This window comes from Aureispira sp. CCB-QB1, assembly GCF_000724545.1.
In the GTDB taxonomy this organism is placed as follows: Bacteria; Bacteroidota; Bacteroidia; order Chitinophagales; family Saprospiraceae; genus Aureispira.
Genome location: NZ_JHBV01000016.1, coordinates 340,352 through 366,592, shown reverse-complemented (window position 1 = coordinate 366,592; position 26,241 = coordinate 340,352). Strand labels below are relative to the sequence as shown.

The window sequence follows — 26,241 nt, the reverse complement described above, 5'->3', positions numbered from 1 at the left end:
TTTGTTAGGATTCTCTTAATACAATAGTTAGTTAACTGCACGACTACTTTGTGGTCGTTGAAATTATCTATTAGCACCATTAGGATGACAAAATATTAATCTGATTGAAGGTGTATTTTGTTGATAGTTAGTGGTTTTGTGAGGGCGTGGAGTGCGAATGACTAACTAATAACAACTCCTTCAAAAACTAGAGCGTATTAAAACCCGAGCTATTGATAATCTCTACTAAATTAATACAAAAAAGTCTATGAACCTCAAAATAACCTTATACAGCATTCTGTTTGGTCTCTTTGTTTCGTGTACCAACAATAATACTACATCTACAGAACAGTTGCAAGTACAATTGGACAAAGCAATTGGTTATAATGATTATTACACGGCTATTTACTATGCCCACGAGCTATTAGCAATCAACCCCAATCTTGATTCTACAGCGATACAATTAGCAGAATTATACAAGGTAACTAAAAACTATGCTGGTGCAATCAAAGTTGCAGAGGAGTTAATACCTAAAGTAACTCTAGAAGAACAGCTAGTTTTATGGACATTAAAAGCAGAATCATTGACAGCATCTCGAAACTATCCAGAAGCAATAGCTGCCTACAATGTACTCAAAGGGCTAGATAAAACGAAGGCGTTGGAGTATTTGTATGAAATTGGTGTCCTGTATTTTCAAGCAAGAGATATTCAGAATGGTATTCAAACAATGGAACAGGTGCGGGATTTGCCAGCGAGTAAAACAACTTTAACTAAAATTCATTCGGATTGGGGAGAAGATAATGTCTCTTATTATTTAGCGGCTCTCAATTATATCGGATATATAAAAATTGAAACCAATGATTTTGATGCTGCCACCGCTATTTATGATGAAATTACTCGCTTGGGGGTTCCCTTTAAGTTGGCCGCAGGAAACAAAAAATTGTTGGAACAATTAAAAGCAAGTACTGCCAAGAAATAAAACTTGTATATGACAGAAGTAGCTAACATCGATAAAAAAGTTGGTTTAAGAGCACACCTTTTTGAGTCTGTTCCTGCTGAGTCTTTAGCTCTTTTTAGAATGGCTTGGGGCGTGATTATGTTTTACTTTTTTGGGAAGCTCATTTTGTGGACGAATCTTGGCAAACTGCGCTATATTGATCCTATTTTTCATTTTAGATACCCTGGTTTTGAATGGCTAGAAATTCTTCCGCCAGGACTCATGAATTTTACCTTGTATCTTGGCTGTATTTTGGCTGTTATGTTACTGTTAGGAGTTTATTATCGGTTTGCTAGTATTGCAATGGCAGTTGTCTACATCTATGTATTTTTAATTGACGTTTCGTATTGGAACAATCATTATTATGCCTACGCACTAGTAGCTATTTTTTTTGCTACAACCGATGCACATCAGGCATTTTCAATTGATAAGTGGCGTTTGGGCTTGAGTGGAAAAATTCCTAGGTGGCAGTTGTATTTGTTTCGATTCCAGTTTCTGGTGATCTACTTTTATGGAGGACTTTCTAAGTTGCAAAATAAAGATTGGATTGATAATATGGCAGGTTATTCTTTGGTAGAGAATAGTTTTGCGTTAAAAGGTTGGTCGGTCAAACATCACATTATTTATCCTTGCTCGATGTTAATTACTTGGGGAGGAATATTTTTTGACCTATTCATAGGAGGACTTTTATTATGTCGAAGAACATTGTGGCTGGCGTTTATTCTTGTCGTTAGTTTTAATATGACGAATGCTTTGTTTTTGAGAATAGGAACGTTTCCTTATACCATGTTGCTGTCATTTGTTTTATTTATTCCTCCTGTTGAATTAGCTGCATTTATTAACAAACGTTTTAGAAACAAACAGCTCGAAGGACAAGCCGAAGTCGTAGAGAAACAAACAGCGTCACTGGTATATCAATCAGTCGTAATGATAAGCTTGGGAGTATTTGTTGTTTTTCAGTTGTTATTCCCTTTTAGAAGTTGGGCAATAGATGGAAGTGTTTTTTGGACGAAGGAAGGAAAATTATACAGCTGGCATATGATGTCTGGTAGTAGTGATGTTTATGCTAAAATGAGTGTTGTCGAAATGGACGATACAAAAACAGTAGAGTTGGGTTATTCTGAATTAGTACCTGAGAATTTTTTATCCCCTAGACAGGTTAAGAGTTTAGGAATCTGGCCGACTTTAGTGCCTCAGTTTGCTCGATTTTTAAAAAAGGAAGCCGAGTTGGCAGGTTTTAAGAATGTTGAAATTAGAGGTGAAATACTTGTCTCAAGAAATAAGCGCCCTTTTGTGCCCATTGTTCATCCCGATGTTGATTTAGCAAGTGTCGAGACGCATTACTGGAAACACAACGATTGGATTTTACGCTATTCAGATGAAGATGGTTATTTTAAGTAATCTGATAATTTAAGGCTGTCCTAGGAAGTAGCACCTTAGCTAACTACTAAGGAAGAATAAAGAAGAATAAACGGTTCGTTACATTATAGGAATAATGTATTGGACGAGCATGATTATATACCCCAAAAATAGAGTTATGAAATACTTGATATATTGTTCATTTTTTTTGCTGCTATGGGCTTGTGTGGCACCAGAAACAGTTTCTCATATTGAGAACAAATACAATAGAGCACTCAGTTTAGACGATTATCATACCGCTATTGTGTACTTGCATGAAATCGAAGATTTAGATCCTAACAACAACAGCGTGTACAAAAGGTTAGCCGATTGTTACTTCAAAGTAGGAGCTTACGACTCCGCTATAAAAGCCGTAGATATAGCTCTAAAAGAGGCTAATGAATTAGAACAACGAAAACTATTGTTGTTAAAAGCAAAATCATTGGTTGAACAAACAAATTATGTTGATGCTGTGGCTGCTTATATGGCTTTGATTGAGGTAGAACCTAAAAGAGCCTTAGAGTATCGTTATGAGATGGCAGTTTTATATAAAGCACATGGTGATTTTGGGAATGCCGTCTTGCAAATGGAGAAGAACCTTGATGATCCTTTGGCTAAATTGTTACAACGAGAAATCATTTTAGAAAATGGAGAAAGCGAACTCGTTACTTATTATCATGCTAGCTTAAATTTTATAGGGGCAATACAAATACAAGCAAACGATTTGGAAGCGGCTCAAAGAACGTATAAAAAATTATTTCAGGATAATACTTCGTTTATTCTAGCTCAACAAAACTATCAAATATTATTACAATTGATGCAGCAAAAAACAACCATTCAGTAACAAATAAAAAATGCGCCTAAAACGTAATGTTTCATCTAGGCGCATCTTAAAAGTTGGTGTTAGAATTAATATTAGGCTACGAACACATGATATAGAGTGAGAGCTGTTTATTTAATTCGCATAATCCAACGAACACTCATATTCGTTACTCGGTTTTCAATACCTGCTACTCTAAACCGCAAAGGATCTCTATCGCCACCATCTCTAGACGTTGCCATATAACTACCCCAGTTTCCATCATCATCTATTGTGCTAACACCATTGATTATCCCTTGATCCGAGTCATCGGCTTGTACCTGTTCAAAATTATTGGCATCATCATTTTGAAATTGTCCACTGACAGTACTTCCTCTCAAAAAACGACCCCTAGATACATCACCAGAGACTGAAGTTGTATTGTTGTTTAGGTTTGGAATAGGACGACCATTGATAGGACTAGCTGCATCTACAACAGTTCCCCCGACACATTCCACCCAACCAGCAGGTAAACCAGGAAGTCCCCCACCGATATTTCCATGCCAAGCAACAATGGATCCGATTGGAACCATTCCATAACCTGCATTAGACCAAATAGCATTACCTGCATTATCTTGACATAGTAGGACATCACCAGCAGTGGCACCACCACCACGAATACGAACTGTACCATTAACATCCAGTGTTCTACTAGGAGCACCTGTTCCAATACCGACTCGATTGGTACTAGCATCTACCATCAGACTATTGCCATCTACAATTAAGTCTCCACCATTATCACTTTGCAAATAGAGAGGTGTGTTGGCATTGGTAATCATTTCATTGCCATCAATTCTTAAGGTGTTCCCAATTTCTAAAACACCAGAGCCAGCAGTACCTGTTGCATCAGTTGTTGCGGTAAATTCTACTCGACCACCAGCTACTTCCAAACGATCAACAGGCGTGCCTGTACCAATACCAACTCGGTTGGTGCCTGCATCGACAAAAAACATATTCGCAATCCCGTCAGATTCTATTCTAAAGTTACGATCTAGTCCTTGTTCATTGAAAATAACTTGTGTGTTGGCATCCAAATCAATAGATGTAGCACCGTTTTCTCTAATAATGAAGCGACCATCATCACCATCGTCAAATAAGTTAGCTAACAAGGTACCTCCTGTGTTTTCGTCTCGCCACTCTACATCGCCCCCAAATCGAGAGGTGCCGTTATCTAGAACTGTAAATTTATTGATTCCATTATCTTGAACGACAAAATCACCCGATCCAGAAAGGTTGTATGTTAAATTAAAATTGCCTTGTGTAATAGTAGTATTTTCAACTAAAGCACCCCCCATACGAATGCGGTCAGCACCAGCATTGACATACAATCCATTGTCGGCACTAGCTGTTAAGGTAACTGCCCCCGTAGTTCCTCCACCGACGAGACCTGCGCCTGCTGTAACGCTTGTAATATCTCCTCCTGCTGGGATTGCCTGAGTTGCAAGAACGCCATTGGGGTCGGCAACAACCATACGAGTTCCAGTGCCCCCAAGCACCGTAATTCTAGCATTTCCTACGACATGCAGTTTTTCAGTGGGAGCATTGGTTCCAATTCCCACATTTTGCGCTTGTAGGTTGGTTTGAACAGCCCAGAAGCCTAGTGTAGAAAAAAGTAATAGTTTTTTTATCATAATTAGAGGTTTATTCAATTTGATACTTTATAGATTCATTAAAGTACAAATCAAGGTGTATTAAATAGTTTATAAATCGGTATTCGTTTCTGGTAACCATTGGTGGATTTTTTCGATGGTCACAGTTGAAGTGTCTAAGGGATTGCCCATTAGGTAGAGCATCTTTAATGTTTTTAACTGGGCCAAACTTTCAGGTATTTGCGTTAACCTATTGTTGTTGATATAGAGTGCTGTTAAATGCGTTAGATTTTTGAAACTTTCAGGGATTGTTGTCAACTGATTGTTGGTCACTTCAATAATTTCTAATCGTTTTAGTTGATCAAAACCTATCGGCCAATCACTCAATTCATTGCGTTCAAGATTGATTTCCCTTAAATATTCTAAGGGGCTAAGGTCTGTGGAAATTTTATTGATATTATTCGCATGCAAATCTAATTTTTCTAACTTTTTCCAATTGGCAAGATTTCCATGGATACTTAAAATTGTATTTCTACTTAAATCCAATTCAACCAAGTTGCTTAAATGAAACAACACAGTAGGAAAGGATGCGAATTGATTTTTGCTAAGATCTAAGCTTTGCAAGGTTTTTAAGTGCTTAAATTCTTGTGGTAGTTCGGATAAAAGATTTTTACTAAGGTCAAGTAGTTGTAGTTGTTTTAGCTGCCCAATGGTGGCGGGGATATTTTGAAGTTGGTTGTTTCTCGCCATTAAGTGAGTTAAGCTGCTTGCGGTACCAATTTCATTAGGAAGGTGACTTAGTTGATTCTTTTCAAGGGTTAATACTTGAAGTTGGGGTAATTTTCCAATGCTTGAAGGAAGATGAGTTAACTTATTTTCAGCTAAATTCAAATTTTGTAACTGATTGAAGTAAGCTATATTTTGTGGTAATAAAGTGAGTTGATTGCCTCTCAAATTGAGTGTCTTTAACGATTTTAAAGCTAGGATTTTATCAGAAATAATTTCGATTTTATTAAAGGAGAGGTCTAAGCTTGCTAGTTTTTGTAAGGCAACTAAGACTTCAGGAAAGGTGTTTATGGAGTTATTGCTTATTTTTAAGCTCGTGAGTGAGGTTAGTTGAGCTACTGTTGAGGGCAGCTCTTGAAGTTGATTATTCGTCAAGTTTAAATTTTGGAGTAAGGTCAACCGACCAATAGAAGCAGGAAGATTTTGTAGCCGATTGCTTTTTAATCCTAAGTGTTCAAGTTGTTGTAAGTTCCCAATCGTCAACGGAAGTTCTTTTAATCGGTTGCGTTCGACATACAAGTGCTTTAATGTTTGCAGTTGATGAAGTGTTTCGGGGAGACTTAGAATTTGATTGGAAGAAACATCCAAAATTTGTAATTGTTCTAAGCTCAAAATCTGTTTAGGAAAAGAATTGAGGCGATTGTTGGATAAATTGAGTGTGTGCAATTGCTGAAGATTGTTAATAACATCAGAAAGCGTATCTAGCCTATTGTAGCTTATATCCAATATTTTTAAGGCAGGCAAATGTAGTAGAGGAATAGCTTGTAGTTGGTTAGAACTCAAATTAAGTACCTCTAAAGTCTCGATTTGACCAATTTCTTTGGGGATAGAGTGCAATCGATTGCGTTTTAGGTTGAGTGTTTGCAACTGTTTTAGTGTGCCAATTTCTGAAGGCAAGGATTCTAATTCATTATCTTTTAATAGTAATACTTGTAAATGCTCAAGCTGCCCTATAACAGTTGGTAGTTTTTGTAAACCATTTTTTTCTAAATGGAGTTTTTGTAAATTTTTTAAAGGTTTTAGATCTTTTGGAAAACCTTGTACGCCATTATTAGATAAGTTTAAATATTGGAGATGGCTTAAGTTTGTTAGCTCGTTAGGCAGTATAGAGATATAATTTCCCTCCAAATTGAGTGCTTGCAAGTGTTGAAGCGTAAAGATAATGGTTGGAATGCTTGTTAATTTAGGGGTTTGATTACTCAGATTGACGCGATAGATGTTTTTACCTTTCGACAATGCAGCTTCTATTTGGGCAATAGAAGTATACTCTAGTTGTGAAGCTAGAAGATTTTGGGGTAATAATGTTTGAGATATTATTAAGGAGGTGGTAGATCTTAAAAGCAAACAAACAATAATTAACCATTTTACACAGCAATATAAATAATCACGCATACCTTATGTGTGTTAATTTTCCAGTGAAGCTATTAGGGGGAATCCTACACCTTCATTGATGGTAAATGGAACTCTTGCTAGAAGAATTATTATACAATATAATTAAAAAAATAACAAAGTAGGTTATAAAACAACATTAATATCTTGGTAAGTCATTTATTTTTAGTTGTTTAAGTGTCTTTTTGTGCCTTAGTAATTATTTTTTATAAAAAAAATGAGAGAATAGCTGTAAAAGAAAAAAATATTACTATATTTGTAGCTCATGGGTTTTAGGGTTTAGTTTTCTAAGGTTAGAGTACTGCAAGGTACTCTAGCCTTTTTTTATTGAATGGCATCAATTGTCCAACTAAAATTAGGAGCTAAAAGGGGCATTTTTCTCCAATTTAACTCTTTTAACCGTACTTCTATAGATTGTCCTTCTTGCTTTCCAATCAATATTAAATCCCCCGTATTGGTCACTTGATATCTGAAAGGATATTCAACTAAAGTGCCTGTATGAGTCAAATAGAATAGTTGTTCTTCTGCATTGTATTGAAATTTGTAATCTTGCATCTTATCATCCATGGTTTGAACAATAAAATAATTGCGACGATGTACAAATACCCTTTTCCAGCGTTTGGTGAAGTTAGATAGGGCAGGTATAGGAACATCATTTTCTAAAAAAGAGTTGACTTCATAAGCACCATGAAAAGGAGGGCGAGTTTGGATGTCGTCGTTGAAGTTATTCGCTTCAAAATAAGGAATAAGACATTCAAATAAGATAAGCCAAATTGAAAGGGTTTTGACCGTAGCATATACAAGTCGTTTGGGATGCTGTTCAAATGCAGGCCACCAAATCTTAGGAGGGACTAATTTTTGATGAATAAAAAAAGCATGTAGTGAAGGGAGGTAAGGTAGAATCAAAATAAACGAGAGGAAGAGAAAAAAACTAGCATAGAGTTTTACAGAAATATTAAATCCTATATTGATAGCAAGAACATTGCTCAAAATTCCTAGGGCAAATAAACTACCAATCAAATAGGTTTTTCTAAATAACAGCAGGCTGGCTGCAAGAACTTCCAACGCGCCTCCCCAAAATGTATAAATATAGGAACTCCCCATAGTAGACCAAAACAACAAGTCTTTAGGAGTGTCCCCAACAAATGTGTATAATGTATTCGGTTCTGGTAGGAAAAATTGGCATTTGAATACTTTGTTAAATCCATATAAAAATAACTGCAATGCCAAGTAGTACCGAACATATGTATAGAATGCATAGGCTAATTTAGCCTCATTAAGTTTGGGTTGTCGTTGTTTCCAGCAATAAGCTATAACAACCGAAATAATCAATAAGTTAAAGGTATGAAGATATGCTCCTGTCGAATCTGATGTTAATTGATAAATAAATGGCTCTTGGAGATTAAAAATAAAAAGCCCTGTCCACAAGATAAGCTGCTCAAAAAAAGGGTCAGAGTACGTTCGAAAGGTAGGAATATAATTAGTAGGGGTGGAAAAACTAATGGTAAATAATAAAACAAATAAGATGGTGCTTCTCCATGTATATTGTTTTATTGAAGACTTATTACCAAGGGCAGATTTAATAGACATAGTATGTTTTTTGATAAGTAGTAGCCATTCAGAAAAAATGACAGAAACCGCAAAGCAGTACAATGAATAAAGTGCTATTTTAATCTTAGATTAATACATGATTTTTAGATTACCTGCTTATAATCCGTAGTGAAAGGGGGGCTTTGTAATGGTCTGAATGGCTACCGATAAAGCTAGTGAGTCGTATTAGAAACTGTCGGTTTCATCAGAATAGAAAAGAAACCTATCAGTGAAATTGTAGATAAGAGGAGGATTAAAATAAGAGCCCTAGATTTTTGAGGTGGAACAGTAGTTAGTTTTATAGAAGTGGTGTCGTTGGAGGAAGAGACAGTTTCTGTTTTATCTACTGTTGAATCTTTTTGTAGGGTTTGATGTGATTTTTTGGGGAGGAGGTTTGGTTTAGGTTTGGAATGAATAGGACGTTGTTGGGATTTTTTGTTAAATTTTGGAGGATTACAAGGTTGAATTTTCTCCAAAGAATCCTCTAAAGGAATCTTATTGGATGTAATTGGTTTGATGTTAATCGGACATTTTTTCTTTTTAACTTGGGACGGAATCCGATAGTCAATAGGTCCTAAACCAAATTCATCTGGAACATAAATTGTAAAACTTGAGTTGGCGCCACTGTGGCTGCGCAAAGCAATTTTTTTGGTTTGAGCAGAACATAAACTGAAGCCAATAAATAGAAGCCCAAAACTTAAGAAAACTGATTTCATGGAATAATTATTTATTTTGTAAAAGAATAAACCAAAAGTAGTATTCGCACCCAAAAACGGCTAAAAAATGCTTTGTAAACGCTTTGTAAACTATTTTACAAGGGTTTTGCAAAGAAAAAATGGTGTAGAGTTGAAGAAAACAGGCGATTATGAGATTAGAAATTTATACAACATGACCGAAAAACAATTAAGAGGCTTTGAGTTGCTAAAGCAAGAGGTAGAAGCAACGTTTCGGCAGCAAGTGATTTCTTGTCAAGAATCCATTCACGAGTGGAAAGGAAAGCAAATTAAATTGTTCCAAGATACTTTAAGTGAAACAGTAGGTGGCTATGTTAGTGAGAAGTGGTTTTATACTCATTTGAAAGTAAAGAAAAATGAAAAGCTTCCTCGAATAGATATGCTCAATTTATTATCTCGTTATGTTGGTGTTGCAGATTGGCAAGCTTTTTTGAGTAATCTAGAACTAGAGCCTGTTGTGAAGGAAGAGTGGCTTGATGATACTCCAAGACCTTCCTCTAAATTAACAACTATTTTACTACCATTGCTTGCATTAGTAATAGGAGGAGTATTTTTATTGGGCTCATTTTTTTATAAAGAAACAACTTATCAGTTCTGCATTGTTGATCAGGATGACGGAATGCCAATTGCAGCTAAGAATATTGAGGCTTTCTTGTTAAAGAAAGGGGAATCACCGCTTGCTTTAACCGTAGATAGCTTGAGCTGCTTGCGGGTAGAAAATGTAGGAGGGGAGGTAATAAAATTAAAGATCGAAGCACTTTATTACCAGCCGTTGTTGATTCATCGTTCTATTAGTAGTGCCAAGAAGCAAGAGAGAATTGCGCTAAAAAAAGACGATTATGCTTTGATGATTCATTATTTCTCGATGAATAAAATGAAAGATTGGAAGGAAAGACGGGCGCAATTGGATGTAATGTTGAGTGACGAAGCGCAAATTATTCAAATTCACAGTCAAACAGGTGGAGGCATGGCTTTGTATAATAAAGAGGAATTTATCAATAAAATGACCATGCCAATTAAAAGCTTGCAAAATATCAATATTCTAGAAACCAAATACAAAGGCAAAAAAATCATTGAAATCCGATTTGTACAAAATGAAAAATAAGATGAAAAAGATATTGGTAACTATCGTGTTGATTGGGGCAACAGTATTTTCTTTTGGGCAGTCGGTTGCTGTACCTGACCATGCTTTGTCTGATTTGAAATCTGTACAATTGGAACGGGAAAATTTAGCCGTTTATGAAGAACAAGCGGTCTTAAAACTTCAGGATGTATTGGATTATATAGAGATTATAAGCAGCTCTCAATACAACTTAGAATTACGTAAAGCAGCGATGGAAGCTGCCCTGTCTAATTTTGATGCCAATGCTAGTTTGTCTTGTAACTGGTTGTCTAATGCCACTTCTATTGAGCCGCAAAAGTGTGTGCCCCAACGTCTATTAAGCGACTTATTAAAACAAGCTCCTTATGAGTTGAAAGTAGGAAGTAGGAAAGTGAAAATACAGCAAAAACTACATCCATTATCAAGAGAAACTTATCAAGGAGAATTAGCTTATTACCAACAAATTCAAATAAAAAAGAAAGGTGCAACACAGTTTAAAAAAGAGAAAGAAGTACTTGTTCGAATCAAGTTTTTACTCAAGAGAGTAACCAAGCAATTTGGACGGACGAATGAAACAGTATGGGAAGTAAAGTTCTTAGAAATATCTTGATGATAAAGAATAACTTACTATCCAATACTAGTTAGGCATCAACTCTTTGTACCCATATTAGCCCGTTACCAAAATCGCTTTCTCTTTAGCAATGCCAATTTGCACAATGGCACCAGAATTGAATTCTATAAAATCATCCATCACACCATCACTAAAAATAACACCTTCTTTAGGCATACTTGATTCTAGTTGTAACTGATGTTGATGGGTGATAAAACCAGTCGTTAATTGGATATTAGAAGCACGGCTCAAAAACGGTTCTCGAACAATAAAAACAAGCCGATCGGTTTCCCATGATAGTCGTTGTTGCTGTACCGAGGTGCTATTTCCAAATTGGGCAGAAATGCAGTTGGCCATATTAATCAAAGAACTCAGCCAACCCGTTGACCCTGCACCAGTGGAAACTATGATGCCACTAGAAGATTGATTTTCTTCTTTATTTTGAAAATGGACTTTGTATCGTGCCGATTTATGAGACTGGTGCCCAATAAAAAAATCATTAAACGCCAGTAGCCTTTGCCCATCGTTGAGTTTTGCTTCTGCCATCGTCACTTTCTTGGACAGGTAGTTGTTTTTTTTGACATTTTCAACCGCTTTTTGATAGTTGTTTAATGTGAAAGGCAGCAAAATGCCATCGTATAATTCGGGATCAGGATTGACCCCCAAGATTGGTTTGTTGTGCACATACTTGGCGGTATTGGCAACTAATCCATCGTGCCCAATAACAACAACAACATCATCCTCTCCAAATGAGAAATTAGGCAAAAAGTTTTGCTCGACCACTTGCGTCCGCATCATGTTGGTGGATATTTTTTGAGCTGCTTCGACCGAACGCTCTATGGCCTCATCTTCACTTTCTACCTGATCTATATTGATACCTTTGCTACTCATATAGAACTTAGCCTGCTTCTTGGTATTGAAGCGTTTTTTGAGTTGCTTCATTCTAGATTCGCCCTTAATAATGATTAAGTTATCTTTTTGTAAACCCATGATTTGTTGTTTAATTTATATTACTTGATTAGATCGCTGAGTAAATCAGGGCTGATGTTGAGATTCTGTATATTGCCTGAGTTTTCGGCTAGTTCTCTAAAGGCAAGTGCCACATTTAATTTGGGATCACTTTTGCCATTCAAAGCCATGATGGTTTTCCAATCCATACCTTTGTATAGAGCAAGCATTTTTTCTAGTCGGTAGGCTTCTGCATCAGCTGCTTTTCGTTTGTTTTCTGATTGCAATTCAATAAGCTGTTTGCGACTTTCCTCTACGGCAATATCTGCATTGAGTTTCATTTCTCGGAGTGCTCTATCATTTTCTGCCTTTTTGATTTCTGCCTCCATTTTTTTGTCGGCAATTTGCTTCTTCTTTTCCTCTACGGCAATTTCTGTATTCAGCTCTGATTCTTTGATGGCACGTTCTTGTTCTACCGCAAAATTGCGACGTTTATAAATTGCTTCATCCGATTCAATTTGCAGCGCTTCACGAGTTTCAGCCTCTAATGCACGAGCCATTTCAGGAGTAGGTTTTACAGATAGTACAATGATACTTAGTGGCTGAATACCTATTGATTGGATGGCTTCTGAGTTTTGAAGTTGTGTTAGAATGGCTTTTTCTAGAACTTTAGAACCTGCCATCGCATCTTTTAAGGTGTTATTACCTAGAAAAACACTAGCTGCGGCTTGTGCTTCATTAATAATACGTTGTGATAATTTTTGATAATCGTCGGATATTCTTTTCCCTTTGGAATTGACTGTGAAATCGAGTAAATCCGCCAATCGTTTGGGATCTGTGATTTGATAAGTGATTTCCCCTTGCACGGTAACCGTTTGAAAATCCTTGGTAGAGTCTTCAAAAATGAAGGGAGCATCATCACTACCCATTGGAATCGCAGCAATGGAAGTTGTTGGCTGATAATACCAAAATGAAAGCCCTCTGCCTTCTTGTTTAATACCTCCATTTTTATACTGAAGGACATAAGTCATTGCATCGAATTTGATAAATTTAAATCCAAACATAATGTGTTGATTTTGTTGTCTATTTAAAAGTTATTTTTTGCTTAGTTTGTTTTTTAAACTAAGAATAAGTTTATTTAGTTCCCTATCTTATTTGTTTTTTTATTTTGACCTCATATTACTTTTTGTGAAAGTTTCATAGTATTGATTATCAGTAATGTAGGCTTAGTGTCTTTACTGTTGTAAAAGTCTGATCATTAGAAAAATAAGAATTTATTTTCATAGAATATAAAAAGATCTAAATTATGGTAATGTACTGAAAATTAATTGCTTGTTAGTGCTGTAATAACCTAATACTATGCATGAGTTTTATTTAGAGGTTGGGGACTTTTTTTTAGTTGAAATGTTATTTTTAGCTCTACACTTGTAGAATTAAATTTTTTATTCTACATTTGTAGAGTAAGTTTTGAAATGAGAAGGAACAATTACGATACTTAATCAATACTTCGTGAAAAATCAACGACCACGAAGTAGCAGCGCAGCTAACTACTAAATTATAGAATAAGAACAACTAGTTATGAAATTATCAAAGACAGAAGAAGAACTAATGCAGCATATTTGGCGATTGGAAAATGCGTTTATGAAAGACATTCTAGAAGCCTATGAGGAGCCTAAGCCAGCAACAACAACTATAGCTACTTTGCTAAAGAGAATTCGAGACAAAGGATTTATAGATTATAAAACGTTTGGAAAGTCTAGAAAGTACTATCCTCTAGTTAGTAAGTCGGATTATTTTGGAAAGCACTTTAGAGGCTTGCTTCAAAATTTTTTTGGAAACTCTGCCAGTCGATTTGCTTCTTTTTTTACACAATCAACAGATTTGACAAAAGACGAATTGGAAGCCTTAAGAGCAGTCATTGATGAAGAGATTAAAAAGAAAGACGAATGATGCTTTATATTTTAAAATCAGGATTGTGCCTAGGACTTATTTTAGGGGGCTATCGATTGTTTTTAGAACGAGAAAAAATGGCTGTATTTAATCGGTGGTTTTTGTTATTTGGATTGCTGTATTCTTTTATAGTACCACTTATTAGTATTGAATACACTGTAATTGTTTCAGAAATAGAGTCTATACCTGTGTACTTGTTCGATGAAAATATAATGACAGCGAATCATGTACCTCAAGAAAAAAGTTGGAATTGGATGTATTATCTGACAATGGGGTATGGCATAGTTGTATTTATTTTGATGATTCGGTTGAGCTATCACTTGAATAATTTGTGGCAAACAATTAAAAAGCACCAGCAGGTAAATTTTAGAGGTGCCCAATTAGTTTTGTTGCATGGGAATAATCTGCCATATACGTTTGGTCGATACATCTTTGTTTCTGAAGAGTTATATCGGATGGGAAAGATAGAAGAAGAGTTGTACTTACACGAACTCGCTCATGTGCGTCAATGGCATTCCATAGATGTACTAGTGGTAGAAGTGCTTCAAGTATTCTTTTGGTTTAATCCTATTTTAATACTGTATAAAAAAGCAATTCAACTCAATCACGAATTTTTAGCAGACAGCCAAGTGATTCAAGAGTTCCCCACAATAGCCTCCTACCAACATCTTTTACTAGATAAAATAGCACAAAAACAATCTGTATCACTAACCAGTAATTTTAATTTTTTATCAACTAAAAAACGTTTAACAATGATGACAAAAAACACTTCATGGTTAAAGGCGTATTCCCTTGCTTCAATGACCATACCGCTATTTTGTGGGTTACTAGTTTTGTTTAGCAACAAAGTAGAAGCCCAAATAACTCCAAGTAAAACGGAGATAAAAAAAGAACTAGAGTTGAAAGAGATGTATTTTCAACATGCAACCTTTGTAATTTCTAGAAACAAGGATCAGAAGGTATATAAATCTTATAATACCTTAACTGAGGAAAAGAAGCGTATGTTGCCACCACCGCCACCAATGCAAGATCAATCGAAGGAACTAAAACCTCTTCCTGAAGGAACATTGGTGTATTTAGATCAAGATAATAAAGTACGAATTAGTATGGCTGCTAATGGAGACATTCCACCGCCGCCACCACCACCACCTTGCCCTCCAACTCCGCTAGCGCCACCACCACCACCAAGTCCAAAGCCATTCCCAGAGGCTTATCCATCACCTAAAGCTCAACCTAAAAAGTTTCCTAAAAGGAAGGCAACCGTAGGAATGATGGAAGAATTTAATGCTATTATAAGACATTATAATGCTCAACCAAACGAAGAAAAAAGACTTGAAGAAAAAGATTTAGCACGTTTAGTGGCCACTCGTGCATTGATGTCAAAAGAACAGGCTGATAAGATAGATGCTTCCTATGTTTCAATTGCCAATAAGGAGGTAGAGAGACTCAAAAAAGAAGGTCGTTTTAGAGCGGATAGATAACTGCTGTCATTAAAAAAAACTTTTGATTTTAAACAAAAAGACTAAAAAAGTGTTTTATTTACAGGTCTAATCAGATACTCAGTGATGATTGTTATCAGTATAATTTTTAATGATAAAATTATACATCCAAACACACGAATTTATAGATAATAATCGTTCATAGAACAAAACAAATTTTTAGTTTATGAAATATGCAATTAGTACATTGCTTGCTACCATTTTATTGTTAGTGAGTACAGAACAGGCGCATGCCCAAAAAAATTACAATACGTCAATAGGTGGTCGATTAGGACCTAGCTATGGATTTTCTTTAAAGCATTTTTTTGCAGAGCGTGTCGCATTTGAAGGCTTAGTAACCAGCCGCTATTTTGGACCTTATAGAAGAGGTCCTGTCCCAAGAGGATATGCTTATGGACATTGGAATACTACACCAGGCGTTAACCTTACCGCTTTATTCGAATGGCATTTTCCCATAGGAAGGGTAAGAGGGTTTAATTGGTTTATTGGTGGTGGTGGACATGTCGGTGTATGGGGAGGCTATGTAGATCATCCTTATTTTGATGATGATACTCGACCCTATGTTTTAACAGGGCTTGATTTTGTTGCAGGTGTTGAGTATACTTTTGAGAAAATTCCATTAACCTTGCAAGCAGATATAAAGCCTAGTTTCCACTTTTTTGAGTACTTGGGCGTCTGGTACGACGAGGCTGCTATTACAGCACGCTATGCGTTTTAGATTCTAACAGAGAATAGCATTAAACAAAGCAAACGAACCAATTATAAATAAAACTTGATAGCGAAGTCTTCTAGAAAGGCTTCGCTTTTTTTTACTAAAGTTATACACTAGTTTGTAAAAAACATAGACTAGCAACCAAAAGTTCGTTAAAAAACCTTATTAGCTTGATAATTAACAAGTTATAGCTTTATTGTGTTTTTCGTTAAAAAATTGATTATCAAACTAATATAAATGTGCTTTTTTGTCTTTTTGGTAAAAAAGTAAAAAACTAAGCTTGCGCCCTCATGAGCGTAGCGAACTAATCAACGAACTACTAAGCAACATAACCAACTATTAATTATTAGGAATGTAATGTTAAAATCTAATAAAGTAATGTTAGCTATTTCCGAAAAAAGCTGAACTTTCTTGAAAACTGTGTAATTTTGGAATTTGAGTCCTAACTATAAATTTAAATTACATTGGTCAATTATAACGATTATATAACCAAAGGTAGATTAATACTCAGGTTGATTTGCTTCATTGGTCTATTTGCTGAAACGTCTGATTTGCAAGCACAGCAGAGAGTTGCTTCTAGAAAGAGTAAGAAAATAAAAATTATAGGAGATACCACAAAGGTTTATTACACTTACTTATCCAATCCTACGGAAAGACTACTAGTAGATTCAAGTTTATATGAATTTGAAGAGGTAAATGCAACTTGGAACGAAAGAAAATGGTACGTAAGTTTAACAGGGTTGTTGGCAACACCAAGTTTTGATCTAGTCTATCAGCCTGAACTAAAAGGAGGATTTAGAGTGGGCTTAGACCAATTTAAGTTATATCAATTAGGACGCAACGATATAAAGTATTATCAAATAAAAGATAACCGCCCTTATACAGATTTGTATTATTCGCAAATAAATCAAAAGAACAACTTTGTAAAAGCAGATTTTGCCCATAAATTTAGCGAAAATTTTTATCTAGCATTACAATATAGTTTGGCGAACCAAACAGGTTTTTTTAGCCATCAACGACTACGAAATCAAAATGTAGGGGCAACCCTTCGTTTTTTTTCCAATGACTTTAAGTACCATGGTTATCTCAACTTTTTTACCAATGCCATTAAACATGAAAATAATGGAGGTGTATTGCAAGATACTGTTATTGGTTTAGGAACAGATTTTTTGGCAAATGTCAATGTTAACAGTACAACCGCTCAAACACAATATAACCTTACCGAAGTTAGTTATACGCATTTTTTGTACAACAATAAAACAGACTCTATAAAAGCTAAAACAGCTGCTACAAATGAGTGGAGTCATCGAATAACCTACCAATTTAACCGATATAAATTTTTTGATAAATTGCCTCCAACCAATGGCGCAATCTATGGAATCGCTTATGTCAATCCTAGAGGCATAAGGCAGTTTATAAGGCATCAATTATTAGAAAACGAATTGAGTTTTAGGCAAGCATTGGGAGGTAGTCTTACTTCAGCACCACTTTGGGTAAAAGCCTATGTCCGCCATAGTTGGAATGCTGTATATCAAGAGCCAATCACGTTTGATATTCACAATATAACAGCCGGGCTGATTGCCCAAAACAATCCTCAGTTTAAATTTAAATATAGGTTAGAAGGGCGTTTGACTTGGGCAGAAAGACAGTTGGACTTTTTTGCTAAAGGTCGTGTTGGATATGACTTGGGGGTATTGGGTTATTTAGAAGGGAGTGCCTTGTTTCAGCGCTACCAGCCTAGTTTGATAGATCGACAACTGTATGTATCTTGGGATCAAATTTGGGATAATAATTTATTATTCAAACAGGTTCAAGAAATTAATTTTGGAGGAACTTATACTTACAAGTTAGATCGGAAAAACTGGGGATTAGATTTTAAAGGCGAGGTACTCAATCACACCTTGAGCAATTGGATTTATTATGACTCTAGTCAGGTACATCAAGCGACAGAATCTGTCAATATTTTACAAGTAAAAGCACAGGGGAATTTTAGAATTTGGAAGTTGAACTTAGACAATCAAGTCATTTGGCAGCCTGTTTTGGCAGGGGAAGAGTATGTTCGATTGCCAGAGCTGTTGCTAAAGCATAATTTGTATTTCCAAAGTTATATATTTAAACGTGCGATGTTGGCAAAAGTTGGAGTTTTGTTTTATTATCATACGCCTTATAAGGCAGATGGATACGCTCCTCTAACAGGGGCTTTTTACAATCAAAACAGTTTTACAACAAGCATTGATCCTCGTTTAGATTTTTATGCTAGTTTCCGAATTTGGCAATTCCGATTTTTTGCACGGGCTGAAAATTTGCTGTATTTTGTTTACGAACGAAATTATGCAACTGCCTATCGTCATCCTGTGACAAATTTTGTGGTGCGTTTTGGCATTTCTTGGCGTTTGTTTGATTAGAACCCATTGTTGAACGACTTCTTATTTAAATAGCCCCTATAGCGATTAGTAATAAGACTTCCAAGTGAATCGTATCGGGGATACCTTGGGTAGCGACAATGTGATTCACGGAGATTGTAGAACCATAACGTTCGTACAAAAATTCTTCGTTCAGAAATTGTTCTAATCCCTTGTGGAGTATTGTACAAAGCTTTTTAATGTCTAACGATTGTAATGATCCCAAGGCATCGATAAGCGAATTGTAAATATCAGCACAAATGCCAACGTGCAAATCAAAGCTATCTCGCAATTCTTGTTTGAAGGCTGTTAGTTCGGTGACAAGCGTTTCTTTAGGGTGGTTTTCATGAAAATGGTCAAGCAAAACAGTTAGTTGTTTACAACGATAAGCAACCACTTCGATCACAGGCGGTTCGTCGTATTTAAAACTATCATCTATTTCAGGCAGTCCTTTTAATACATCTTCTTTGGTTTTGATATAATCTGCAGCTTCTTGCAACAACTTGGCATCCTCAGCTGTCAACTCTTCTTGTAGGTTAGAGTTTTCTACCAATAAAGCTTGAATATTGCGAACCTCTTCCTCCAAGCGTTGCAATTCTTTGATATCCAAATTATCAAAGTCACCTAAATCTTTAATGATTTCCAAGCTATTTTCTAAAGAGTCTTTAGAGTTGCTTTGTTGTTGTTGGTTATAAATAGCTGCTAACCAGCTTCCCAAATGACGCATTTTTTCCCAGTCACCTTTATAAGTCGAATAACTAAACGTTTTGACCAAGTAGGTACAGGCGATTTTGTAACGTTGCAGGTAGTAATATGCTGTACCTCCATTAGCCAAAAAAGAAGGAACCTCTGCTTCTAGCTCATAATACTCCCTTCTAGCAGGTGTCAAGGTAGGAAAACCAGGAGCGCTTTGTTCCCCTGCTGCCATGGCTTCTAATTCAAGTTTCTGTTCGGTATGAATCTTTAATACTTTATTAATATCCAAATAGATGGATTGATAAGGCTCATTAAAATGAAGTCCTTTTTCATCAACCTGTTTTTGGTATTGTTTGCAAGAACGAACAAAAGCATCAAATGCAGAATGGAAACTCATATTGGAAGGAAGTTAATTTGTTGACAACAAAACAAAGTGAATTCTTAAAAAAATATACACTCGGAAAGGTACAAAAAATAATTGACTTTTCTCAACTAAATTTATTTTAGATATAGCAATGATTATCGCAAATAGGGTTATATGGTGCGCTATAGTATTTTTTTACATAAAATCTATGGGGGATGATCCTTAGTGCAGGAAGTTGGTTAATTAGATTGATGAAACAGTTAAAACTCTTGTGATAAACTAGATAGAATTAAAAATTGTTAAAATAAAAAAAAATAATAATAAATATCTTACCTTCTTCTAATCAAAATATACCAACGATGAAAACTAGTCTCTTAAAATTATCTATACTAATAATCAACTGCACCTTGTTAACTTCTTGCAGTCGTTTGTCGTTGATGGTGTTTATCAAACCACCAGTTAAGTTTCAGACGGAGAAGGTTCCGCCAGCGCCCGATTATTCGGATCATAACAATTGGCACAAACCCCATCTAAGAGGAGAAGATAAAACAACAGATGTATTTTATGTGCACCCTACCACATATATTACAGGCAAAGGATGGAATCAAGCGTTGGACGATGAGCATGTTAATTGGAGGACGAGGGTATTGCCGTTAAATTATCAAGCTGCCACATTTTATAAAGATTGTAGAATGTTTATACCGAAGTACCGACAAGCTATTTTTTATTCTTTTGTTGATAAAAAAGAGAATGGCAAAAAAGCTTTGGAAGTAGCTTATCAAGATGTTCGAAAAGCGTTTTACTATTATATAGAACACCTGAACGAAGGTAGACCTTTTATTTTAGCTGCTCATAGTCAAGGTTCTTACCACAGTCAACGCTTGTTAGCAGAAGTATTGCAAGATTCTTTGATAAAATCCAAATTGATCGTTGCCTATGTACTAGGTTGGCCCATCAAAGAACATTATGTAAAGGAAAGTTTACCCATTGGCGTTTGTTCTACGGCAACCCAAACGGGCTGCCTTGTTTCGTGGAACACGGAAAGTGGGAATCCCAAATTGAGTTTGGTTGAAAAAATTGGAGAAGGAGAACCGATTGTGTGTGTCAATCCTTTGTCTTGGAATCTAGATACGACATACGTTTCCAAAACAGAAAATTTAGGGGCGCTACAACCCAACAAAAAGACAAAAATAGATGAAATTATTTTAGATTATTGTGATGCAAAAATAGAAAATGATGCTTTGAAAATTACGCCTCCAGCCAATCAGTCTACGTTGCAAATGCCAATGGGAAAAGGAAATTATCACTTGTACGATTATAGTTTCTTTTTTCAGAATATTAGAGAAAATGCAAGAGATAGAATCCAAGCTTATGAACAGAGCAAACGTCACTCAGAAGCTCAATCGAGACTTAATTTGCAAGAATGAAACATCTCCGTAAAATTCAGTCATTGATGCACTTTTTTAAAGGCATGTTAAAGCTTGTCGTTAGTTTTATACTTTACCTACTAATCTTTTTAGTATGCCTATTGTTAATTTACCTTAATGTTCGGTTGTTTTATCAGCCAACTTATACAGAGGGGATTAATAAAGATGTGCATTATCAACTCAATTACCTTGGAACTATGTTAGAAAAGGGAGGAGGTAAGTTAGCGCAGGAAAAATATCCTGAAGGATTTATTTTTCTCAATGTGTTATATGGCTTAACGTGGGCAGATTTTATAGCAGAACTCCCTTCTACACACCCAACAAGAGTTTTGGGGCTCAAAAAAATAAATTGGGTGTTGGACGAGCTGGATAGTCAATATGCACGAATGAACTTTCCGTATGCATTAACTCCTAAACGTGGTATTTTTTACTTGGGCTGGAAAAACTACTTGTTGGGTCAGAAGTTGTTACTTCATGCCCCTTTAGATCCTCCTTCTGAACAGTATGAACAATTCAAAGAACAATCAAAGCAGATTTATACGGCATATAAAACAAGCGGCAAAACTTATTTGGAGTCCTACAAAGGTTTGGCTTGGCCTGCTGATAATGTTGTTGCAATAGCATCGTTGAGGTTATACAATCAACTAGATACTCCCATTTATCAAAACTTTGTTGAAGAATGGTTGCGACAAGTAGAACAGCATTTGGATACAACAACGGGACTAATTCCTCATGAAGTTGATTTTGAAACAGGAGAAGTGATCGAAGGAGCTAAGGGGTCATCACAAAGTTTAATGCTTAATTTCTTATTGGATTTAGATACTACTTTTGCTCGCAAACAATTTGAAAAATACCAAAAGCAATTTTTAGATTATCGTTTTGGCTTGCCTGGGATTCGAGAATATCCTAAAGGAAAGAAAGGGATGGAAGATGTTGATTCAGGACCAATTATTTTAGAGATAGGGGGAGCGGCATCATTAGTAGGGCAACGAATAATGGCACTATACAACCAAACAGAAACAGCAGTAGGTTTGAGAAATTGTATAGAGAGTTTTGGTGTTGCTTATACTTCTAATGAAGAGAAAAGATATGTACTAGGAATGGAACCCATTGCAGATGCATTTATTGCATGGGCGAATGTTGTTCCTATCCAAGCAGCAGAAAAACGAGTTGGTAATTGGCGATGGACGTTTCAATTATTATCTTTAACAATATTAGTATTCCTTGCAGTCATTTGTTACAAAAAAAAGAAACATGGTTTTGAGGAGTAAGCCTAAAGAACGAAATGCTATTGCCATGGTTGGAGATGCCATCTTTGGTATAGCTTAAAAAATCAACGACCACGAAGTAGCAGCATCGCTAACTACTTCTTAAAATAAACAATATGAAATCAACGCGTAGAAGTTTTTTAAAAATGATGGGGGCTGTCAGTTTAGGGTTTTCTGGATTGCAAACTTTTGCACATGAACTCAAACACGATTTGTTGGTAAATGGGTATGGACCTTTAGAAGATCAAGGAATATTGAAATTACCCAAAGGGTTTTCTTTTAAGATTATTGCAGAGAAAGGCTCAACCATGCACGATGGCTTATTGTTGCCAGGAAGAGGGGATGGAATGGGAACTTTTGAAGGAAAAAATGGTCGAGTCATTTTAATTCGAAATCATGAAAACTCACCAGGCTATTTGACCGATTCGCCCTTTGGATATAGCAATCAATATTTGCACCGAGCAAATTCAAAACGAATTTATGACATGGGATATAATAAGTATCCTCATTTGGGAGGGACTACTACTAGTATTTATAATGAAAAAACACAACAAGTAGAAAAAGTGTTTATGAGCTTGGCAGGAACTGGGCGAAATTGTGCTGGAGGGGTGACACCTTGGGGATCGTGGCTGACTTGTGAGGAATACGTTTATATTAAAGATGACGTACATGAAAAAAGGCATGGCTACGTATTTGAAGTGCCTGCAACCGAAAAAATAGGATTAAAATACCCTGTGCCTCTCAAAGCTATGGGGCGTTTTAATCACGAGGCTGTTGCGGTCGATCCTCGTACAGGTATTGTTTATTTAACAGAAGATAGACACGAAGGTCTGTTTTATCGTTTTATTCCAAATGTAAAAGGAGAATTGCACAAGCGTGGTAAGTTGCAAGCATTGGCATTTGTTTGGAAATCAGGAATGGATACGCGCAATTGGGACGAAGCTCGGCTAAAACCAGGAATAAAGTATGCTGTTAAGTGGATTGATATGGAAGATGTAGATACAGACAAAGATGATCTGAGGATTCGTGGACATGCCGCAGGCAGTGCTATTTTTGCACGAGGAGAGGGGATTTGGTTTGGTGAAAAAGAACTGTACTTTGCCTGTACCAATGGTGGTCAACTAAAAACAGGGCAAATTTTTAAGTATATACCAAGCCAATACGAGGGTACGTATAAGGAGGAACGAAAAGGGAATGAATGTAGATTAGAGTTGTACGCAGAACCCAACGATACTTCTGTTCTTAGGTATTGTGATAACTTAACAGTTGCCCCTTGGGGCGATGTGGTGTTTTGTGAGGATGGGATTAAGCCGAGAATTTTTGGAATTACTCCCAAAGGAAAATTTTATCAAATTGCTGAAAACATAGGTTATCAATCCGAATTTGCAGGTGTTTGTTTTTCTCCATCGGGAAAAACGCTATTTGTAAATATTCAAGTGCCTGGCTTGACCTTAGCAATTACAGGTGATTGGAGTAAATGGCATGAATAGTACCGTTTTTTATAACTTCTATACAAAAACAAAAGGGGACTTGACAAATCTAATAAAATAGAAGAGCTTTGTTGAAAGGTTGAGAACAAACAATAAGAATTGAACCATGATTGTCCCAAAATTGTATAGCATATCGTTAATATCGTGACGAAGGAAGAAATACCAATGAAAACTTTAAAGGATTTTTTTGAAAAATACGAGGTAGATCAAACCGCCTCACTGGACCAAAAAAACTTTGGGAGCGTTTATAAGACTATAGATAAAGAAACAAATAAGGTTTGGGCAGCCAAAATTAGTGAAGTACATCCTAACTTTGATCAAGGGATTTTTGAGGAGCGATATCACGCAGCTAAGGAGTTGGAACATCCCAACTTAATGCCTTATTCGGAAAATTATCGTTTTGCAGAGGGGATTATAACAACAATTGCCTTGATGCCATTGTTAAATTTAGGAGATTTAAACCAACAACTGTACTTAGAAAACGCAGACAAGAAGTTGATTGCAGATCAAGTTTTAGATGGACTTTATTATCTGCATGCCCAAGGAATTGTGTGGCAAAATTTATCTGCTAGGCATATTCTATTGCAAAAAGAGTTTGGTAATTATGTTCCTGTGTTTATCAATTATGGCAACAAAAATAAAGTTCCATTAGCGTTTTTTTCAGACTACGAATACCTAGCACCTGAGCAGTTTGAGCAGACGGCAGAAGTTAGTGAGCAAACCGATATCTGGGCATATGGTGTATTGTTGTATAAATTGTGGACAGGACGTTTGCCTTTTGGTGAGAAAAGCGCCAGTTTAACCAATGCTAAAATACAAGATAGAATTGTGGGAGAGGAGGATTGGGAATTAGGTTTGTTGGATGAAATCCCGCAACCTTATCAAAAAATTGTCGAAAAGTGCCTTAAAAGAGAAAAAGAAATGCGCTGGGGCAATTGTGGAGAAATTATTGCGGTCATAAAAAACTGGGAACCACCAACTCATGTGCCTTTAGTTTTGGAAGAAGAGGAGACAATTGAGACGAGACGATTTTTGCGAAAACCCAATCGACCTGTAGTCTGGTGGCAGGTTGTTCTACTATTTATCTTAGCAGCAATACTAGGCTATTATTTGGGATAAAGAGAGCTTCTTTATAAAAGGTACCTTGCTTAAAATTAGTCTTGGGAAATTGAGTCTGCTAGTATAGTTTTAGGGAATTAGTGTAACCAAACTAAAAAAAACTGTTAATTATCACTGGTTTGTTGGTGGTTTGTTAAAATAGATCAGCAAACACTTATTATAATTTTACTTATGAAAAGACTTAACTATATACTGTTTGGTTGTTTATTGTTTATCACAACAAAAAGTTGGGCGCAGCAACCGACTCAATATTCTATGTACATGCTAAATAAGTATGCTTATAATAATGCCTATAATGGCTTAGATGAATCGCTTAGTATAACAGGCGTATTTAGAAAACAGTGGGTCGGATTTCCTGGTAGTCCTCTTAATATCAATTTTAATGCGCATTTGCCAATTGAATATATCAGTAGTGGAGTTGGATTGGGATTTGAATACGATGCCATAGGAGCTTATCAAAACTTATCCATTAGAGGCTCTTACAGTTATATTGTAGACTTAGGCAAAAGTGGAAAGCTGTCGTTGGGAGTGGCAGGGCGATTTTTGCAAAAAAGTTTGGACGGTTCTAAGTTGCTTACACCCGAAGGAAACTACGAACTAGGAATTGACCACAACGATCCTAATGTGCCAATAGCGAATGAAACAGGAATGTCTTTTAGTATGGATGCCGCGGCTTATTACAAACATCGTTTTTTTGAAATAGGAGTAGCTGCTATTAATCTGACCCAGCCTACATTAGATTTGGCAACAGATGCTTCTGTAACTTACAATAGAGGCTATTTCTTTAGTGCTGCTGGAAATATCAAGTTGACAGACAAGTTCTATTTGCACCCTTCTTTTCTCTTAAAAACAGATTTTATAAAATTTCAACCAGAAATTGCCGTTATTTTAAAATGGAACAACAATATTTTTGGAGGAGTAGCGTTTAGAGGGTATGATAATACTTCGACAGATGCTGTTGTCTTTCTTGTAGGAATGCAAATTACCAAAAATATAATGTTAGCCTACTCCTATGATTTGTCTGTAGGAAGTCTTCAATCTTACAACAGTGGATCTCATGAAGTAGTGTTAAATTACAATCTTAATAAAAAAATTGGGAAAGAAATACCTTCAAAAATTATCTATAACCCTAGATTTTTATAATTTCACAAAAAAAACTTTGAAAGTTTACGAAAGTAGATAATAAGAAGACCATTATTACCGTTAGTAATCAAAACACGTTTCTAATATTATCATCAGATGTTGCCTTGTCTGATAAGAAACAAGCCTTTTATTTGATAACTAACTTTTTTACAGCTATATTTGCGGTCGCCTTTCCAATAAAATATAGTTA

General features: G+C 35.9%; 21 protein-coding genes. 14 read left to right on the top strand and 7 right to left on the bottom strand.

Translation table 11 applies throughout. The features are described 5' to 3' along the window. The first annotated feature begins 247 nt into the window (after positions 1 to 247). The 3 genes from CG11_RS08010 (at position 248) to CG11_RS08000 (ending at position 3,218) form a co-directional block, all read left to right on the top strand. A complete protein-coding gene (locus tag CG11_RS08010) occupies positions 248 to 958 on the top strand; it encodes a lipopolysaccharide assembly protein LapB (RefSeq protein WP_052594897.1) in 711 nt (236 codons plus the stop codon). Between the two features lie 9 nt (positions 959 to 967). Further along, positions 968 to 2,377, top strand: a complete 1,410-nt coding sequence (locus tag CG11_RS08005; RefSeq protein ID WP_052594896.1) for an HTTM domain-containing protein — start codon at positions 968 to 970, stop codon at positions 2,375 to 2,377. A gap of 136 nt (positions 2,378 to 2,513) precedes the next feature. Further along, positions 2,514 to 3,218 carry a lipopolysaccharide assembly protein LapB gene (locus CG11_RS08000; protein WP_197043797.1) on the top strand — a complete coding sequence of 235 codons (705 nt, stop codon included), beginning with the start codon at positions 2,514 to 2,516 and terminating at the stop codon, positions 3,216 to 3,218. 107 nt (positions 3,219 to 3,325) lie between these two features. On the opposite strand, the gene CG11_RS07995 is transcribed toward CG11_RS08000, so the two are convergent. From CG11_RS07995 to CG11_RS07980, 4 genes are all read right to left on the bottom strand, one after another. Continuing rightward, a complete protein-coding gene (locus CG11_RS07995; protein WP_052594892.1) occupies positions 3,326 to 4,864 on the bottom strand; it encodes a hypothetical protein in 1,539 nt (512 codons plus the stop codon). 69 nt (positions 4,865 to 4,933) lie between these two features. Continuing rightward, positions 4,934 to 7,000: a leucine-rich repeat domain-containing protein gene (locus CG11_RS07990; RefSeq protein WP_052594890.1), complete on the bottom strand. Its 2,067-nt coding sequence runs from the start codon at positions 6,998 to 7,000 to the stop codon at positions 4,934 to 4,936. 321 nt (positions 7,001 to 7,321) lie between these two features. Then, positions 7,322 to 8,587: a hypothetical protein gene (locus CG11_RS07985; RefSeq protein WP_052594888.1), complete on the bottom strand. Its 1,266-nt coding sequence runs from the start codon at positions 8,585 to 8,587 to the stop codon at positions 7,322 to 7,324. Positions 8,588 to 8,760: 173 nt separating this feature from the next. Then, positions 8,761 to 9,303 carry a hypothetical protein gene (locus tag CG11_RS07980; RefSeq protein ID WP_052594886.1) on the bottom strand — a complete coding sequence of 181 codons (543 nt, stop codon included), beginning with the start codon at positions 9,301 to 9,303 and terminating at the stop codon, positions 8,761 to 8,763. A 67-nt stretch (positions 9,304 to 9,370) separates the two neighbouring features. Here CG11_RS07980 and CG11_RS07975 point away from each other — a divergent pair, with 67 nt between their 5' ends. After that, a complete protein-coding gene (locus CG11_RS07975; RefSeq protein ID WP_052594884.1) occupies positions 9,371 to 10,426 on the top strand; it encodes a hypothetical protein in 1,056 nt (351 codons plus the stop codon). Between the two features lies 1 nt (position 10,427). Next, complete coding sequence (locus tag CG11_RS07970; RefSeq protein WP_156039695.1) at positions 10,428 to 11,033, top strand: hypothetical protein; 606 nt, start codon at positions 10,428 to 10,430, stop codon at positions 11,031 to 11,033. A gap of 57 nt (positions 11,034 to 11,090) precedes the next feature. Here CG11_RS07970 and CG11_RS07965 read toward each other — a convergent pair whose 3' ends face one another. Both CG11_RS07965 and CG11_RS07960 read right to left on the bottom strand, forming a co-directional pair. Continuing rightward, a complete protein-coding gene (locus tag CG11_RS07965; RefSeq protein WP_052594880.1) occupies positions 11,091 to 12,023 on the bottom strand; it encodes an NAD(+)/NADH kinase in 933 nt (310 codons plus the stop codon). Between the two features lie 20 nt (positions 12,024 to 12,043). Continuing rightward, a complete protein-coding gene (locus CG11_RS07960; protein ID WP_052594878.1) occupies positions 12,044 to 13,045 on the bottom strand; it encodes an SPFH domain-containing protein in 1,002 nt (333 codons plus the stop codon). Positions 13,046 to 13,559: 514 nt separating this feature from the next. Between CG11_RS07960 and CG11_RS07955 the strand changes: the two genes are divergently transcribed. The 4 genes from CG11_RS07955 (at position 13,560) to CG11_RS07940 (ending at position 18,547) form a co-directional block, all read left to right on the top strand. Then, entirely contained in the window at positions 13,560 to 13,931 is a 372-nt protein-coding gene (locus tag CG11_RS07955; RefSeq protein ID WP_052594876.1) for a BlaI/MecI/CopY family transcriptional regulator, read from the top strand. After that, the gene (locus tag CG11_RS07950) at positions 13,928 to 15,412 is read left to right on the top strand and encodes a M56 family metallopeptidase (protein ID WP_052594874.1); all 1,485 of its coding nucleotides are present in this window, start codon (positions 13,928 to 13,930) and stop codon (positions 15,410 to 15,412) included. Before CG11_RS07955 ends, CG11_RS07950 begins: the two co-directional genes overlap by 4 nt. Before the next feature lie 184 nt (positions 15,413 to 15,596). Continuing rightward, a complete protein-coding gene (locus tag CG11_RS07945) occupies positions 15,597 to 16,148 on the top strand; it encodes a hypothetical protein (protein WP_052594871.1) in 552 nt (183 codons plus the stop codon). Positions 16,149 to 16,654: 506 nt separating this feature from the next. Next, positions 16,655 to 18,547 carry a putative porin gene (locus tag CG11_RS07940; protein WP_052594869.1) on the top strand — a complete coding sequence of 631 codons (1,893 nt, stop codon included), beginning with the start codon at positions 16,655 to 16,657 and terminating at the stop codon, positions 18,545 to 18,547. A gap of 25 nt (positions 18,548 to 18,572) precedes the next feature. Here the strand turns inward: CG11_RS07940 and CG11_RS07935 are convergent, their stop codons facing one another. Beyond that, a complete protein-coding gene (locus CG11_RS07935; protein ID WP_052594867.1) occupies positions 18,573 to 19,637 on the bottom strand; it encodes a hypothetical protein in 1,065 nt (354 codons plus the stop codon). 326 nt (positions 19,638 to 19,963) lie between these two features. Here CG11_RS07935 and CG11_RS07930 point away from each other — a divergent pair, with 326 nt between their 5' ends. The 5 genes from CG11_RS07930 to CG11_RS07910 all read left to right on the top strand — a co-directional run bounded on the left by CG11_RS07930 (position 19,964) and on the right by CG11_RS07910 (position 26,051). After that, on the top strand, positions 19,964 to 21,031 hold the full coding sequence (locus tag CG11_RS07930; RefSeq protein WP_052594865.1) for a DUF3089 domain-containing protein: 1,068 nt from the start codon (positions 19,964 to 19,966) through the stop codon (positions 21,029 to 21,031). Then, on the top strand, positions 21,028 to 22,302 hold the full coding sequence (locus tag CG11_RS07925; RefSeq protein ID WP_156039694.1) for a hypothetical protein: 1,275 nt from the start codon (positions 21,028 to 21,030) through the stop codon (positions 22,300 to 22,302). Before CG11_RS07930 ends, CG11_RS07925 begins: the two co-directional genes overlap by 4 nt. 113 nt (positions 22,303 to 22,415) lie before the next feature. Beyond that, positions 22,416 to 23,789: an alkaline phosphatase PhoX gene (locus CG11_RS07920; protein WP_052594861.1), complete on the top strand. Its 1,374-nt coding sequence runs from the start codon at positions 22,416 to 22,418 to the stop codon at positions 23,787 to 23,789. Positions 23,790 to 23,954: 165 nt separating this feature from the next. After that, positions 23,955 to 24,908, top strand: a complete 954-nt coding sequence (locus CG11_RS07915) for a protein kinase (protein ID WP_052594859.1) — start codon at positions 23,955 to 23,957, stop codon at positions 24,906 to 24,908. 171 nt (positions 24,909 to 25,079) lie between these two features. Then, positions 25,080 to 26,051 (top strand): type IX secretion system membrane protein PorP/SprF, encoded by a 972-nt coding sequence (locus CG11_RS07910; protein WP_063833046.1) that lies wholly within the window; start codon positions 25,080 to 25,082, stop codon positions 26,049 to 26,051. The last annotated feature ends 190 nt before the right edge of the window (positions 26,052 to 26,241 follow it).

Bases quoted from the DNA above. Each gene is read 5' to 3' on its own strand.
- CG11_RS08010 (WP_052594897.1), top strand. From the start codon at position 248: ATGAACCTCAAAATAACCTTATACAGCATTCTGTTTGGTCTCTTTGTT.
- CG11_RS08005 (WP_052594896.1), top strand. From the start codon at position 968: ATGACAGAAGTAGCTAACATCGATAAAAAAGTTGGTTTAAGAGCACAC.
- CG11_RS08000 (WP_197043797.1), top strand. From the start codon at position 2,514: ATGAAATACTTGATATATTGTTCATTTTTTTTGCTGCTATGGGCTTGT.
- CG11_RS07995 (WP_052594892.1), bottom strand. From the start codon at position 4,864: ATGATAAAAAAACTATTACTTTTTTCTACACTAGGCTTCTGGGCTGTT.
- CG11_RS07990 (WP_052594890.1), bottom strand. From the start codon at position 7,000: ATGCGTGATTATTTATATTGCTGTGTAAAATGGTTAATTATTGTTTGT.
- CG11_RS07985 (WP_052594888.1), bottom strand. From the start codon at position 8,587: ATGTCTATTAAATCTGCCCTTGGTAATAAGTCTTCAATAAAACAATAT.
- CG11_RS07980 (WP_052594886.1), bottom strand. From the start codon at position 9,303: ATGAAATCAGTTTTCTTAAGTTTTGGGCTTCTATTTATTGGCTTCAGT.
- CG11_RS07975 (WP_052594884.1), top strand. From the start codon at position 9,371: ATGCTTTGTAAACGCTTTGTAAACTATTTTACAAGGGTTTTGCAAAGA.
- CG11_RS07970 (WP_156039695.1), top strand. From the start codon at position 10,428: ATGAAAAAGATATTGGTAACTATCGTGTTGATTGGGGCAACAGTATTT.
- CG11_RS07965 (WP_052594880.1), bottom strand. From the start codon at position 12,023: ATGGGTTTACAAAAAGATAACTTAATCATTATTAAGGGCGAATCTAGA.
- CG11_RS07960 (WP_052594878.1), bottom strand. From the start codon at position 13,045: ATGTTTGGATTTAAATTTATCAAATTCGATGCAATGACTTATGTCCTT.
- CG11_RS07955 (WP_052594876.1), top strand. From the start codon at position 13,560: ATGAAATTATCAAAGACAGAAGAAGAACTAATGCAGCATATTTGGCGA.
- CG11_RS07950 (WP_052594874.1), top strand. From the start codon at position 13,928: ATGATGCTTTATATTTTAAAATCAGGATTGTGCCTAGGACTTATTTTA.
- CG11_RS07945 (WP_052594871.1), top strand. From the start codon at position 15,597: ATGAAATATGCAATTAGTACATTGCTTGCTACCATTTTATTGTTAGTG.
- CG11_RS07935 (WP_052594867.1), bottom strand. From the start codon at position 19,637: ATGAGTTTCCATTCTGCATTTGATGCTTTTGTTCGTTCTTGCAAACAA.
- CG11_RS07930 (WP_052594865.1), top strand. From the start codon at position 19,964: ATGAAAACTAGTCTCTTAAAATTATCTATACTAATAATCAACTGCACC.
- CG11_RS07925 (WP_156039694.1), top strand. From the start codon at position 21,028: ATGAAACATCTCCGTAAAATTCAGTCATTGATGCACTTTTTTAAAGGC.
- CG11_RS07920 (WP_052594861.1), top strand. From the start codon at position 22,416: ATGAAATCAACGCGTAGAAGTTTTTTAAAAATGATGGGGGCTGTCAGT.
- CG11_RS07915 (WP_052594859.1), top strand. From the start codon at position 23,955: ATGAAAACTTTAAAGGATTTTTTTGAAAAATACGAGGTAGATCAAACC.
- CG11_RS07910 (WP_063833046.1), top strand. From the start codon at position 25,080: ATGAAAAGACTTAACTATATACTGTTTGGTTGTTTATTGTTTATCACA.